The sequence below is a fragment of the Vulcanisaeta distributa DSM 14429 genome, from assembly GCF_000148385.1.
In the GTDB taxonomy this organism is placed as follows: domain Archaea; phylum Thermoproteota; class Thermoprotei; order Thermoproteales; family Thermocladiaceae; genus Vulcanisaeta; species Vulcanisaeta distributa.
This window is the reverse complement of the sequence record NC_014537.1, coordinates 2,295,226-2,309,397: the sequence shown is the minus strand read 5'-3', so window position 1 is coordinate 2,309,397 and position 14,172 is coordinate 2,295,226. Positions and strand designations below refer to the sequence as shown.

Sequence of the window (14,172 nt, the reverse complement as noted above, 5' to 3'; positions counted from 1 at the left end):
GTGATTTTCATATGGTATTCCCACTTGATAGTCTCCAAGACTACCAATTAATATTCAAGCCAGAGCACGAAATGCTGAGGAAGAGTATTAGGGAGTTTCTCGAGAGGGAGGTTGCCCCGCACGCGCTTGAGTTTGATGATAAGGATGAGGTGCCCAGGGAGATACTGAAGAAGCTGGGTGAGCAGGGCTTATGGGGCATTGGGATTGACGAGAGCCTTGGTGGGCAGGGTGGCGATACCGTATCCGCCGTAATATTAATGGAGGAGTTGAGCAGGGTAGCACCGCCCTTAGCCGTTATCCGCGGCACCAATGATTTATTCATAATTCCGCTTCTCTTATTTGGTAACGAGGAATTAAAGAGGAAGTATATACCACCGATAGCCAGGGGTGAGGCCTTTGGTGCCCATGCAATGACGGAGCCGTGCTGTGGTAGTGATGTTGCTGGTATACAGACGAGGGCTGTTAAGAAGGGTGATAGGTGGGTTATTAGTGGTAGGAAGATATTCATTAGTAATGCCGACATTGCCGACTACATAATGGTCTTTGCTAGGACTAGTGAACCGCAGCCGAACAGGCGTTGGTTTGGGATAACAGCCTTCATCGTTGAGAAGGGGACGCCAGGCCTTAAAATAGGTGCTAAGTTTGAGAAAAGAGGTTTGAGGGGTAGCCATGCGATGGAGGTTATCCTGGATGATGTTGAGGTTTCCGATGAGAATAGGGTTGGGGAGGTCGGCATGGGGTTCATAATAGCCATGGAGACCTATGACAGGACAAGGGTCGGCGTCGCCGCACAGGCGCTTGGGATGGCGCAGGCAGCCTTTGAGAAGGCCTTCCAATACTCGTTACAACGCACGGCTTTTGGTCAGTACCTAGCCAGTTTCGAGGCAATTCAATTTAGCCTTGCCGAGATGATGGCCGAGTTAATGACTGCCAGGTACCTGGTGTACCTGGCCGCCCACCTGGCTGATCAGGGTAGGGAGGAGTTTAAGTACGTGGCTAGTTTGGCGAAGTTCTATGCGACGGAGACGGCAGAGAGGATTATTTCTAAGGCTATTGATATTCATGGAGGTGTTGGTGTTATTCATGAGACTGGTATTGAGAGGTTCCTTAGGGATGTCAAGATAACGGAGATCTACGAGGGTGCCAATAACATTCAGAGGCTCGTGGCCTTTAGACAATTAATAAGGACCTTAGCGAGGAAGGGTGTTGTAAGTCAGGATGTTGCTAAGGCGGTGACCTAAGCATTGGTAATATTCACTAAAATATTTCTTATTAAAACATCGTGCCTGAGATCATCTACGTAACCCCTTCTGGAACGTGCATACTCTATTTCATCGTAATTAATCACGGTTGTGAATAAACCCTCAGCACCAAGATCAACCGTTAATACGAGCTCACCATTTGGCGAGGCTACAAAACTACCGCCAAGTACGTCACGACCATCTGGATATTTATACCCAGTGCCCATGGCTGATGCGAAATACGCCGAATTTTCAAAGGCCCTGATTAGACCTAAGCTCCTCCATAGGGATACCCTATCAACACTTATACTGCTTGGGTTAACTATCAGATCTACGCCGTGCCTAGCCAATAACCTGGTTAATTCGGGATACATGGCATCAACGCATATTATACAACCAATGCTCCAATTATCAACCCTAACTAATCCAAGCCTAGTCCCGCCACTTATCTCCATCCTCTCACCGGTTGCCCTTGATGGGTATATCTTCTCCGAGTAATTGATTAGGCCCCTTTCATTGACTATGGGGCATATGCTCACATTCCTACCATTGATATTTACGTAAACAGCACCACCAATTACCAAAGCATTAATATCCTCAGCAATAGCCTTAAGCATCTCAACATATTCATTGAATTCCCCATTACTAAGTATCCTCGTTCCAACCCAATTTTCAGGTAACACCACTAGGTCTGTGGTAAGACCTTTAATCTGTGTCCTAAACCACGTAATACCATCAACGTAGCTACCAAACCTCCTGGTCTGGGCAAGCGTCAGTTTGATACTGTTCATACTAATCCATTATTAAGTTCTCATTCTCTAGGAATACCTCGTTTACTTCGTTCTCGGTCAATATTGATTTCCTAAGGTCCTTAAACATGTAGAAACTGCTGGGGTACTTCCTATAACCAAGCCTCCTATAGTACTCCCTAACGCCAACGCCTGATATCACGAACATCCTATAAGCATTAAACTCCTCAAGGGCTATGTGCTCAGCCCTCGCCATCAACGCTCTACCAATACCACGGTGTTGCCACCAGAATAAGTCAGTTGCCCTACTACCAATTGGTAGTTCGGGACCATAAACATGCAACTCCCTAATTAGGGCTGCCCTACCAATCCTAATCTCAGGCCTATGCGCATTACTACTTGGTATTCTGAGCCTTAGTATTCCGTAGAGGGTGTCATCCTCGTCGATGACCTCCAGGAAAACCTCGTGGCCACCTGAGGCATCGTAATCAATCCTATTAATCATTAACCTCCTCGGCGTTGGTACAAGACCCCTCTTTACGTACTTATGGCCAACCTCACGGCACCTAATCTCCATGCACTTAAGGCCTAGTTTCTCCATGTCCCTAAGCACCACCTCCCTCATGTTACCTATCCTTGGGCCGTCAACAACCCAGTGAAGTGGTATGTCCCTGCCAAACCTCATAACCCTGACCCACCTGGGGATTGACGCCATGATATTAGCCAATAACCAATGCCAGGTCTCCTCATCATAACTTCTGTATAGACCCCTTAACCATTCCTCATATAATTCCGTGTCCTTAACAACGAAGGTTGGGTAAACCTTAACGCAGTCAGGCATGAAGCTTGGGTCATCGAATATTGTCTTAACCATCTCGAGATCCCTATCTGGTGTTGAGCCAGGGAGCCCAGGCATTATGTGGTAACAAACCTTATACGCTGCGTCCTTTAGGTATTGTGTCGCCTCGGTGACCTCCTTAACGCCGTGACCCCGCTTAACCCTCCTTAGGATATCGTCATATATTGATTGAACACCGATCTCAACCCTCGTAAACCCAAGCCTAAGCATTAGGTCTATATGTCTCGGCCTTGCGAAGTCAGGCCTTGTCTCGAGTTCAAGGGCTACGACCCTGATCCTAGCCTTCTCATTACGCCTATGCTCATACTCAATGTCTGGGTTATCCACGGGTCCCGAATTTACGAGGGGGTAATCATTAATGGCCTTGAATGCATTACCAACGAACCACATTAAATATGACTCGGGTAATGACGTCACTGTACCACCCATTACTATTAACTCAACCTTGGATACTGGGTGGTGCAGGGCTTCGTACTGCCTTATTCTAGCCACGACCTGCTTATATGGGTCATAATTCAGTGGGGCGGCCCTGAGGACCACGGGTGAGTCCGGGAGGTAGCTCTTTGGCGTGTTTGTCTTCCTCCCGCCTGGACAATACGTGCAGTTGAATGGGCATGCCACGGGCTCTACCATTATCGCAATCGGGACTACCCCGGATATCGTCCTGGTAGGCTTTAACCTATCTAGCAATATATTAGCGTTACTCATTATTCATAGTTATGGCTCTATGAACCTTTAAAACGCTTTATCAACCTGACCAGGGTAAGTAATTCAGTAATAATCGCATCATAGGTTTTTAAATCAAGAATTACCTTAAACTATTGATATAGTAGTGTCAGGAATCGAGGCATTAATTAGGAGGTACTTCCCATACGACGCATTTAGGAAGTATCAATGGGAGATAGCCAAGACTATATATGACGCGCTATCAAGCGGTAAGGTGGCATTGATTGAGGCACCCACAGGTGTTGGCAAGACCGCGAGTGCCTTGGCAGCATCACTGGCGTATGCGGAGGAGAGTGGTGTTAAAGTTCTATTTCTAATTAGAACTAAAAACGAGGCGCAGGCACCAATTAGGGAACTACGTAGATTGAGAGATAAGGGCGTTGATGTTGATTTCACGATAATTAGAAATAGACCCGACATGTGCTGCATGGTTAGTACGCGTAAACTTCCGTATGAGGAGTTTCTCGAGGAATGCAGGCTCTTAAGGTCGAGTGGTGAGTGCCCATATTACTCCAATATCAGAAGGATTAATCTTAATGACTTAATGCTCCACATAATGGATGAAGCAAGCAACGTGAATGAGTACGTGTCAACCCTATGCGCACTTAACGTCTGTCCTTACGAGGTGTCTAGGATGTACCTGGATATGGCTAAGGTCGGCGTAATGACATATTACTACATATTTAGCATTAATAGGCCCGAATCAATAAATATTAATATTAGGAACTCCGTGCTAATAATAGACGAGGCGCATAACCTACCTGATGCAATAAGTGGATTGAATAGTATTGACTTACCCCTAACCTCGGTCATTGCATCAATCGCTGAAGTTAAAAAGTTAATTGATGATGAGGAATTGAGAAACAGAGCTATTAAGATATTGAGGGGTCTCCAAACATATATGGTTAAGTTGAGTAAGGTTCTCGAGGAGGAGACAATGGTATCCCTTGAGCTTGGCGATGTTCTTCAATTCTTCGAAGACTTCCAGGCAATAACAAATGCCTACTATGAAGTAATTAGGAAGAAGAGGAGCGCTGGTGTACCAATACCATACACACCACTATCTCGACTATTGGATTTCCATAGAGCCATATTAAATAAGGTAAGTGGGTTTAGCGTATTCCTGGCTAGAGACGAGCAGGGTGTCTCATTAGTTTATAAGTGCGTTGACCCATCCGTGATAAGTAGTCCCGTGATTAATGAAGCAAATGGCGTAGTCCTCATGAGCGGTACATTACCACCTAGGGACTACGTAACGAGTATGCTGGGCATAAATAGGGACATTATGGAGTATAGAATAGGCTTTAGGGATTACGTAAATCCTGAGAACTACGGTGTATTAATTTATGATGGAGTGACTACTAGGTACGTGGAGAGGGACGAAGAGGAATACGCAAAAATCGCTAATGTATTAAGCAGGATTTACCAAGCCTATACACCTGATAAAGCCATACTGTCAATATTCCCATCATACACAGTACTCAAATCCGTTAGAAAATACCTAAGCCCCAACGTTAAGTACATAATGGAGCTAGGCAGCACGTCAATCGATGACTTAATTAAGGATCTAAGGAGCGACCGCAAAAAATTGATAATGGCCGTGGCCGGTGGCAAACTTGTTGAGGGTGTTGAGTATAGGCTTGGTAGTGAGAACCTGCTTGGCCTCATAATAATTGTTGGTGTTCCATACCCAGAACCCAATGATTACCTTGACGACGTCATGGAAATACTTGCGGCAAGACTAAATGATAGGAAGTTAGCTTGGGAGTTGACGTATCAGTGGCCTGCCATTGTTAGGATTAAGCAGGCGGTTGGTAGGGCCTTTAGGTCTGAGAGTGATAGGGCCTTGATAATACTCATGGACCGTAGATTTAAGGAGACTAGATTGGCAAAAATCTTTGAGGATTACTTCGGTAAGTACACGGTTGTTGATGAGGAGGAAATGATTAATGAGGTTCTAAACTTTAACGTCACTCCTCATTAAGGCTTTCCTCAGAACCTTCCTGTGGCTGCTGTTCCTCCCCAACACCCTCCTCCTGCGGAGCTGGTTGCTGAGGCTGCTGAGGCTTTACCTGGGGTGGCCTTGGTGGAGGTGCTAATATCCTTTCGGGGCTCTGCTGTGGTTGAGGTAGGTATTGCGGGGTTGATGGTGTCGTCGTAACCTGAGCCGTAGACGACTGCTGCCTTATTATTCTCGTCAAGTACTCAAACCTTCTATCGAGACCCATAGCTATTTGGTACATGGCTATGAAACTTACTATTAATGCCGCGGCTACTGTTATTAGGGACGCCATGAAGGCTATTGAGGAGTATGGAACGTAGGCATCGCTCGTAGTGGGGAATAGTGTAATGGCCGTTATTACGAAAATAATGGCTATCAATGCCAGTGGTATGCCTAGGTAAAGCACGAGCTTACTTAGGTTTGGTGTTAACTCCTCAATCCTTGGTTGCTGAGTTACGGGCCTAGTGACCGGTACCTGCCTTGGGGGCGGCTGTGGTGGGGGTTGGTATGGCTGTGAGTATGGCGGTGGTGGAGGAGGTCTGTACTGGGGTGGAGGCGGTGGTGGCATTTGTGGTGGCGGGGGTGGTGGGGGTGGATATGCTGGGTATTGCTGGTAAGGCGGTCTCCTGGCCTGTTTCTCTTCTGGTTTCTTCTCGCTCATTTTACAACACCATTTATTGCTATGCTTATTAATTAATAAGTTAATAAATGTTTCGAAAAAAGAGTTGGTGTTGAGTTAATGATTATTGACTCACTAGTGGTTGCCGAGAAGGATTCGGTGGCTAAGGCGATTGCTAAGTACCTAGCCCAGGGTAGTATAAGTGTTAAGAAGGTTTATGGTGTTAAGTCGTATTGGTTCACAAGAGGCGGTAGGCAGTGGGTTAGTATTGGCCTTAAGGGCCATATGATGGATGTTGATTTTCCCGAGGAACTAAATAAGTGGCACTCGGTAGAACCATCGAAGCTATTCGATGCAGAGCCGATACTCGTGATTAGGGAGGACACCATAAGCTACGTAAGGGCGCTATCACGTTTGGGAGCGAGCGCTAGTGTTGTTTACTTAGCTTTAGACGCGGATTCTGAGGGTGAGGCCATAGCCTACGAGGCAATGTTGGTAATAAGGAATGCAAACCCAAGGGCAGTATTTAAGAGGGTTTTGTTTTCGGCGGTGACTAAGAGCGACATTATCGAGGCTTTTAACTCGCCGACGAGCTTAAACCCTGGGCTCGCCAAAAGAGTCTTCACTAGGATGATCCTAGACCTGACCTTAGGCGCCGTATTCACGAGGGCATTAACCCTAAGTGTTGAGAAGACCGATAAGAATGCATTAGCTAGGGGCAGTTTCCTTAGTTATGGCCCATGCCAAACACCCGTACTTAACCTGGTCGTTCAGAGGGCGCTTGAGAGGGAGAACTTCAAGCCTGAGAAGTACTACACACTTCATATCATAGTTAATGTTAATGGCGTGAGAGTTACGCTTAATCATGATGGCACCTTTAAGGATAAGCAGGAGGCAGAGAGGGTACTAAGCCTAGTGAGGGGTAAGGCTAGGGCTATGGTTATAATCGCCAATTACAAGGAGGATTTCATAGAACCGCCGGTTCCGTTGGATACCATAGAGCTTGAGAGAAGGGCTAGTAGGTTCCTTAATATTAGGCCTAAGGCAGCTCTCGACATTGCAGAGGAGCTGTATAGGCATGGGTACATCTCATATCCTAGGACCGAGACTACCATTTACCCACCAACATTAAGCCTTAGGCAGATACTCCTCGAACTTACCCATGGTGAACATGGTGATTACGCCAAGACGTTACTAGGCATGAGTATTAAGCCAACACATGGTGACAGTAATGATGGTGCACATCCGCCAATATACCCAACGAGGGGTGTCACGAGACAGGAAATCCTCAGATACTTTAAGAACGAGAAGTACTGGAAGATTTACGACTTAGTGGTTAGGCACTTTCTAGCCACCTTGAGTCCCCCTGCACGTGTTGAAAGACAGAAAATAGTCGTTGAGATTTCTGGACATAGGTTCAGCGTAGATGGTCTAAAGATAATCGATAAGGGCTACTTAACCATATACCCATTTGAAAGCCCCAGCGAGAAGGTACTACCCAGGGTGAGAGTTAGTGATGAGTTAAGCATTGTTAAGGCCTGGATTGAGGAGAGGGAAACCGAGCCGCCGCCATACCTATCAGAGTCAGAGTTGCTTAGGCTAATGAAGAAGTACGGTATTGGCACTGACGCCACAATGCAGGACCACATACACACTAACGTAATTCGCGGATACTTCAAAATTAGGAATAAGCAGTGCATACCGACACCCTTAGGTAAAGCCGTAATAAGCGTACTCAGTAAGACTGGAAATGAACTTATTGATCCATTATTTAGGTCACGCATGGAGAAGGCCCTAATGGAGATAACGAGCGGTTCGTTAAAGCCTGATGATGTATTATTTACGTTCAAGAACGAGGCTAGGAAGATTTATGAGAAGTTCATAAACAGACAGAGGGAGGTTGCCATGGAACTCATAAAGGCATTGAAGGACTCATTAAGTAAGGGCAATAAGGGCGCGGGTGGTAAAGCCTCATAACGCTTTAATTTAAGTCCTATAATCATAATGATAATGAGTAGCCGCATTACCGAGCTTCTCAGGAGTCAATCAGATGATGTTTGGCGTAAAATAATTAATCACCCATTCGTCACCGAATTATTCAGTGGCTCATTACCACTCGATAAATTCAGGTTCTACATCATTCAGGACTATAATTACCTAATAACACTAACAAGGTGCCAAGCATTAATTGCATCTAAGTTTGAGAATCCCGCTGCAATGAGGAAGGTACTTGAGTTGGCGTTGGCTGACGTAACTACCGAACTTGAGAATTATAATAAATTACTTAATTACCTTGGTTTAAGTATTGATGATGTTATTAAAGTGCGTCCAAGCCCCACAAACGTTGCATACATGAACTTCCTACTAACCACATGCGCCCTGGGTAGTCCATACGAGGGCTTGGTGGCGATACTGCCGTGCTATTGGACATACCTAGAAATCGCTAGGCATCACGCCGATAAGTTGAGTAGAAATCCCATTAAGGTTTATAGGGATTGGGCCTCGGTCTACTTAACCCCGGAGTATGCGGGTATTGTTGATGGACTTAGGTCCATTATTGATGAGGTTAGCGACTACCTAATGAGGGACTTCAATAAGTTACTGAGCATATTTAGGCAGGCCAGCATGTATGAATATCTGTTCTGGGATATGGCATATAGGCAGGAACAATGGGTGTTTTAACATTGACTTTATGCTAATGTGAATTTATCTTGGCATGTTTGATAAGTGTCGTGCTGCTGGTAGTATTGTTGTTCCTGCGTCTATTATGAATACTTGCCCCGTTATATTCTTCGCGGAGTCACTTACTAGGAAAGCCACTAGGTCGGCGACCTCCTCAGGTTCAATAATCCTCCCAGTAAGAGTCCCAGTCTTTATCCATTCCTCTTCCCTAACGTTAAGAACCTGAAGTAGGCTCATACCCATCTTAGTCCTGACTAGACCAGGGGCTATTGCATTGACGGTTATACCGTAGGGCGCCAACTCGGCGGCTAAGGCCTTCGTGAACCCTATCAGGGCTGCCTTAGCCGTTGCGTAGGGCACATTGTATGCTGCGCCCATTATGCCCTCTATTGAACTCATGTTTATGACCCTACCCCAATTATTCCTAATCATGTAGGGCACCGCGAATTTAGTCAATAGGTAAGCCGACTTCAGATTCGTGTTTATTATCTTATCCCATAAACCCTCATCAATGTCCACAAAGGGTCTCATTATGCCCAAGCCAGCATTATTAACTACAACATCAACCGAACCCCACTGCTTAACAGCCTCATCAACCAGCGCCTTTGCGCCGTCAGCCGTGGCCACGTCTGACTTAACCATGATAGCCTCACCACCAACGCTCTTGATTAATCTCATGGTCTCCTCACCCTCCTCATCATGCCTCTTATAATTAATAACGACGCGAAAGCCATCCCTAGCTAACCTAACCGCAATAGCTCTACCAATGCCACGGCCGGAACCACTAACAATAGCAACCCTACTAACCATACCAGCAAACAACATAAAGGCGAATTAAGTATTTTACCCAAATTAACTTAATTTATAAATATATAACTAATATAGCAATACATATTTTTAGGCGAGCTTACCAATGTATATGTTGTCATCATTCTCGATAATTTTAACTCTAACCTGGTTCTCGATGAGTATTCTCTCCATGCGGGGGTCAGCTATCACTGTGATGACCCTGTCATATATGGCAGTGTTTCTTAGCGGTAATATTACGCCTAGAAACTCACCTCTAATTATGCCCCTGCTAATTATCTTAACCTTAACCTCCTCATTGGTATTATAGGGCTTTGGCAATTTAGGGGCTTTATGTATGTTTAATTCTTCATTAGTAGCAGTTAATTTAACACCTAACTCACTCTCCAGCTTCTTGATTCTCTCCCAGAATTCCTGCCACGTCATAACCCTAACCTTAACCTTCCTACCTCTCTTATGCGGTATGTACTTTTGAATAAGCACTGGTGGTAATTTACCACTACCTAATCCTATCTCCCTAGCCCACTTAATAATCTCGACCATATCATTATCATTAATACTGGGTAACCAAACGGGGGATGCTATTACGTTAATCCCAAGTTCAAGGGCTTGAACCACTAATTCCATAACATGATTGACGTCATACCACGGCACACCACTTATTTTCTTAGCTAACTCGGGATTTAACGTGTCGATGCTCAGATTTATCCTATCTAAACCTGCCTGGGCCAACTCCCTGAGCTCCTCCTCAGTAAACATGTATAACCGAGTCTGCATTGACACTATTGAAACACCATCAATTTCCTTAATGCCACGGATAAGGTATGTCAGGTAAGGATAAACGCCTGGCTCGCCCATGCCATCTATGTGAACCTCGATATCCTTCGTACCCTTAAACCTAACGACCTCCTCTAAAGCCATCAACAATGTCTCAGGATCATCTACGAACTCCGCCCACCTATTTGTTGACCTTGGACCGGCATTTACTGAGCAATATATGCAGGATAGTGGGCATAGCGTTGTTGGTCTAACCTCAATTATGTTTGTACCCCTATCAACTATGCCAAAGGCTAATGCGCCGATCTGCGGTGTACCCCTTTCTATCCTAATTATTTCCCTAATCCTTTCAATCTCATTAATACTACCCCTCCACATAGGTGCCCAGCACAATCAGTGCTTGCTAACCCCTATGGTTTACCAAAATAGGGTTTTAAACTCAGAGGTTACATATTTGTGCACGTAAGATGATTAGAATAAACATAGCATCAATGGGACTGGATATGTTTAAGATTAATGTGAAGTCAGTAGCCGTTTTGCCCATTGAGTCCTTCGATGCCCTACTGAGTAATAATGTTAGGATTAGCATAATGGATATGCTTAGTAGAGGCCCCATGACAGTTACATCACTAGCCCAGGAGCTTGGTATGCTAAAGGGCGTTGTTCATAGGCATGTGAAGGCCCTCGAGGACTTCGGCTGGATTAGGCAGTTAAGTAATGATGAGGTAAAAGTCATGGGATTAAGTAGGGAGGCCAATAGGATTTACTACGTACCAACAGCCATGGTTTACCTAGGGTTTAAACTTGAGATGAATGATCATGGCATGAAGATAATAATACCAACAAATTACGGCGCATTCATAGATGTTAGGGGTCACAAATTTATTATCTTAACACCGACATTCTCGAACCACGATTGTAAAAATTCATGCCCATCACATGATGCATGCCTCGACTGGATTAAGAGGGCTGGAAAGCAGTTCCACATAAGCATTGATTATGATGATGCAAGCAGGGCATTAATGTACCTTTATACGCAGTTAATACTTAAGGAGTTTAAGATAAACATGGTCAACAATGTCATAATGCTTGATAGTCCACGCCTAAACTCAATCTTCATAAAGCACTCAAACCTCGCCCTTTAACACAACGAGGTATTTACTGAAGCCCAAGACCTTACTTAATTCATACCACTTATTAAGTGATGGGAAGTATCGATTAATCACGATAGAGTTAACATCATTAATAAGCAATGCGACAGTACTACCGTCATTAAAGACCTCAGTTACAAAACCACATCTATCAAAGACTAACCTCCACCGCCTAATGGAGAGCTCATTTGCGCAATTATCCCGAAATTGTGAAATCAACATTCTCTCAATACCAAACACCTGGATCTCATGATTAGCGTCAGAATACAGTAATTTACCCGAAAGGTTCAGTGTCCTCATAATCCTTAGGGCGTAACTATCGGGTTTAACCTTACGAGTCCTTAACCTCATGAGTCTCACAATCACCAATAATGCCTCATTAGACTTCACATGCATTCTCGCACCTAAGCCCTCCTCAAGCCACAAAACATCTATATCGCACTCTGTATCGGTAATTACCAAGTATAATCCCTTCACGTAATCATCACTCCTTATCAAGTATCTTCCATATATAACCCCACTACATGGTGTATGAAGTATGACTTTAGTACCGTATAATTGAACATCCTCATTATTAAAACGATAATACTCACCCTTAGTTAATGTTACGGTGTCTTCCCTCGGTATTACGTACATCGTTAAGCCCGCCTTATCAAAGCCTACTCTGAAATTCTTGATCAACCCCTCAATATCAATATCCTCATTACTCATTTCACTTTATTAATCCAGGAAGATTCTTATTTAAATAAACCTAAGTTAATCGGGTGAATGTTGATAAGAATTACGTTTCTAGGGACTGGCGCTGGGATGCCAGGTAAGGACCGATACCTACCGGCTATACTAGTTGAGGATGGTTTACGAAAAATACTACTTGATGCCGGTGAGGGTGTTCAGTATAGGCTTTTTGAGATTGGTGTTAGCCCGTTAAAAATAACCCACATATTCATTACGCATTTACATGGCGATCATGTCTTTGGGTTACCTGGGTTGTTGGCAACAATGGCAATGCTTGGTAGGAAGGAGGACCTAGTAATAAGTGGTCCTTCAGGTATTGTTAACTTTGTGAAGAGTAGCATGGAGATTGTTGGTGATCCACCATTTCATGTAAGGATTTACGAAATCGAGCCCTCCATAGGCATTAAGGACGTCATTAATGAGGAGAATTTTAGCCTACAATGCACATTGGCAAAACACACAGTACCTGATTGCGCATACTCCCTTAATTGGAGAACGTATGTGGGTAGATTTAACCCGGAGCGGGCTAAGGAATTGGGTGTGCCAATAACACTTTGGAAGAGGCTTCATATGGGCGAGACCGTAGTACTCAATGATGGTAGGGTCATAAAACCTGAGGATGTGGTTGAGATTAGGAGTAGTGGTTTAGTGAAGGTTGTCTATACGGGAGACACGGCGCCGGCGGACTCTGTGGTAGAGATATCACGGGGAGCGCAGGTACTCATTCATGACTCTACGTTCTCAATGATTGAGGATGGAAACCTCATTTGGAACCAGGGCCACTCAAGATCTGTGGATGCGGCTAGAGTCGCTAAGGAGGCTGGTGTTGAGAGACTTGTACTAACGCACATTAGTAATAGGTACTCCGACCCTGAGTTACTGGCGGCGGAAGCATCCGAGGTATTCCCAAATGTTATAGCTGCCAGGGACTTAATGAGCCTAATGATCACTTCGTAATAATAAACCTAGGTTGTTAATGGCTTCTAATATCATTAATGAAGGGCTTTAAGGAACCTGTTATTTTAATCAGCTCATTAATTCCCAACTGCCTAACACGGGCGCTCACGTCAATACCTGCGTTAACCACGGCATTCACAGCGCTTGGACCAAGGTACTTATTGAGGACCCACCTAAGCACCCTATTTCTGTGCCTAAAGAGGAGTTTCGTCACTGATTCTAGGGCGTCCATATCGTCGTAACAAGGCTCCTTCTTACTCATCATTATCAATGATGAGTAAACCTCGGGGCTTGGGTAGAAGGAATCAGGTGCGTATGTATTTAAGATACTCACGGAATAATTACATTGAGTAATTACACTTAATCTACCATAATCATCACTACCAGGTTCACCAGTAAGCCTATTAGCGACCTCACGTTGTATCGTCAACAAAGCCCTTGGAACACCCTCCTTAATAATCCTCATGATTAACGGTGACGTTATTGAATACGGCACATTAGAAACAAGGGCATCGACCTGGGGCCACGGAACTCTTAGGGCATCACCTTGAATTATAGATACGTTGTTTAAGCCGCTTAATACATGCTCGGCAATCCTCACGAGCCTCCCATCAATCTCTATGGTAATTACCTGGGAAGCCACCCTGGCTAAGTAGTACGTTAGTATTCCGATTCCCGTACCCACCTCAAGAACTTTAGAGCCACGGGGTATGTGATTAACAATATCTCTTATGATCGTTGGGTCGACGACGAAGTGCTGGCTCAATCTCTTTATTGGCTTTAACCTATTTCTCATTATTAGGCTCATTAAATCATCCCTGGTCACCACATCTATGTCGGGCAGCATTACTTAATTATGGCGTATGG

Annotated in this window: 13 protein-coding genes; 6 read left to right on the top strand and 7 right to left on the bottom strand. The window is 44.6% G+C overall.

Features of this window, described 5'->3' with window-relative positions; translation table 11 throughout:
• Positions 1-11 precede the first annotated feature (11 nt).
• A complete protein-coding gene (locus VDIS_RS12160) occupies positions 12-1,241 on the top strand; it encodes an acyl-CoA dehydrogenase family protein (RefSeq protein ID WP_013337560.1) in 1,230 nt (409 codons plus the stop codon).
• Here the strand turns inward: VDIS_RS12160 and VDIS_RS12155 are convergent.
• Together VDIS_RS12155 and VDIS_RS12150 are read right to left on the bottom strand one after the other, a co-directional pair.
• Positions 1,238-2,032 (bottom strand): carbon-nitrogen hydrolase family protein, encoded by a 795-nt coding sequence (locus tag VDIS_RS12155; protein ID WP_013337559.1) that lies wholly within the window; start codon positions 2,030-2,032, stop codon positions 1,238-1,240. The genes VDIS_RS12160 and VDIS_RS12155 overlap by 4 nt on opposite strands.
• 1 nt (position 2,033) lies before the next feature.
• A complete protein-coding gene (locus VDIS_RS12150; protein ID WP_013337558.1) occupies positions 2,034-3,557 on the bottom strand; it encodes an elongator complex protein 3 in 1,524 nt (507 codons plus the stop codon).
• Positions 3,558-3,681: 124 nt separating this feature from the next.
• Here VDIS_RS12150 and VDIS_RS12145 point away from each other — a divergent pair, with 124 nt between their 5' ends.
• Complete coding sequence (locus tag VDIS_RS12145) at positions 3,682-5,559, top strand: ATP-dependent DNA helicase (RefSeq protein ID WP_013337557.1); 1,878 nt, start codon at positions 3,682-3,684, stop codon at positions 5,557-5,559.
• Here VDIS_RS12145 and VDIS_RS12140 read toward each other — a convergent pair.
• Positions 5,546-6,238: a hypothetical protein gene (locus tag VDIS_RS12140; RefSeq protein ID WP_013337556.1), complete on the bottom strand. Its 693-nt coding sequence runs from the start codon at positions 6,236-6,238 to the stop codon at positions 5,546-5,548. The genes VDIS_RS12145 and VDIS_RS12140 overlap by 14 nt on opposite strands.
• Positions 6,239-6,316: 78 nt before the next feature.
• Between VDIS_RS12140 and VDIS_RS12135 the strand changes: the two genes are divergently transcribed.
• Both VDIS_RS12135 and tenA read left to right on the top strand, forming a co-directional pair.
• Positions 6,317-8,173 carry a DNA topoisomerase gene (locus tag VDIS_RS12135; protein ID WP_013337555.1) on the top strand — a complete coding sequence of 619 codons (1,857 nt, stop codon included), beginning with the start codon at positions 6,317-6,319 and terminating at the stop codon, positions 8,171-8,173.
• 33 nt (positions 8,174-8,206) lie between these two features.
• Positions 8,207-8,878 (top strand): thiaminase II, encoded by a 672-nt coding sequence (gene tenA / locus VDIS_RS12130; protein WP_013337554.1) that lies wholly within the window; start codon positions 8,207-8,209, stop codon positions 8,876-8,878.
• A gap of 24 nt (positions 8,879-8,902) precedes the next feature.
• Here tenA and VDIS_RS12125 read toward each other — a convergent pair whose 3' ends face one another.
• Both VDIS_RS12125 and VDIS_RS12120 read right to left on the bottom strand, forming a co-directional pair.
• On the bottom strand, positions 8,903-9,688 hold the full coding sequence (locus tag VDIS_RS12125) for an SDR family NAD(P)-dependent oxidoreductase (protein ID WP_148678355.1): 786 nt from the start codon (positions 9,686-9,688) through the stop codon (positions 8,903-8,905).
• An 87-nt stretch (positions 9,689-9,775) separates the two neighbouring features.
• Complete coding sequence (locus VDIS_RS12120; RefSeq protein ID WP_013337552.1) at positions 9,776-10,840, bottom strand: radical SAM protein; 1,065 nt, start codon at positions 10,838-10,840, stop codon at positions 9,776-9,778.
• An 89-nt stretch (positions 10,841-10,929) separates the two neighbouring features.
• Between VDIS_RS12120 and VDIS_RS12115 the strand changes: the two genes are divergently transcribed.
• A complete protein-coding gene (locus tag VDIS_RS12115) occupies positions 10,930-11,607 on the top strand; it encodes an ArsR/SmtB family transcription factor (protein WP_013337551.1) in 678 nt (225 codons plus the stop codon).
• Here the strand turns inward: VDIS_RS12115 and VDIS_RS12110 are convergent.
• Positions 11,590-12,324: a hypothetical protein gene (locus VDIS_RS12110; RefSeq protein WP_013337550.1), complete on the bottom strand. Its 735-nt coding sequence runs from the start codon at positions 12,322-12,324 to the stop codon at positions 11,590-11,592. The genes VDIS_RS12115 and VDIS_RS12110 overlap by 18 nt on opposite strands.
• A gap of 57 nt (positions 12,325-12,381) precedes the next feature.
• Here VDIS_RS12110 and rnz point away from each other — a divergent pair, with 57 nt between their 5' ends.
• Positions 12,382-13,305: a ribonuclease Z gene (gene rnz, locus VDIS_RS12105; protein ID WP_013337549.1), complete on the top strand. Its 924-nt coding sequence runs from the start codon at positions 12,382-12,384 to the stop codon at positions 13,303-13,305.
• Positions 13,306-13,321: 16 nt separating this feature from the next.
• Here rnz and rsmA read toward each other — a convergent pair whose 3' ends face one another.
• Positions 13,322-14,152 carry a 16S rRNA (adenine(1518)-N(6)/adenine(1519)-N(6))-dimethyltransferase RsmA gene (rsmA, locus tag VDIS_RS12100; RefSeq protein WP_013337548.1) on the bottom strand — a complete coding sequence of 277 codons (831 nt, stop codon included), beginning with the start codon at positions 14,150-14,152 and terminating at the stop codon, positions 13,322-13,324.
• Positions 14,153-14,172 lie beyond the last annotated feature (20 nt).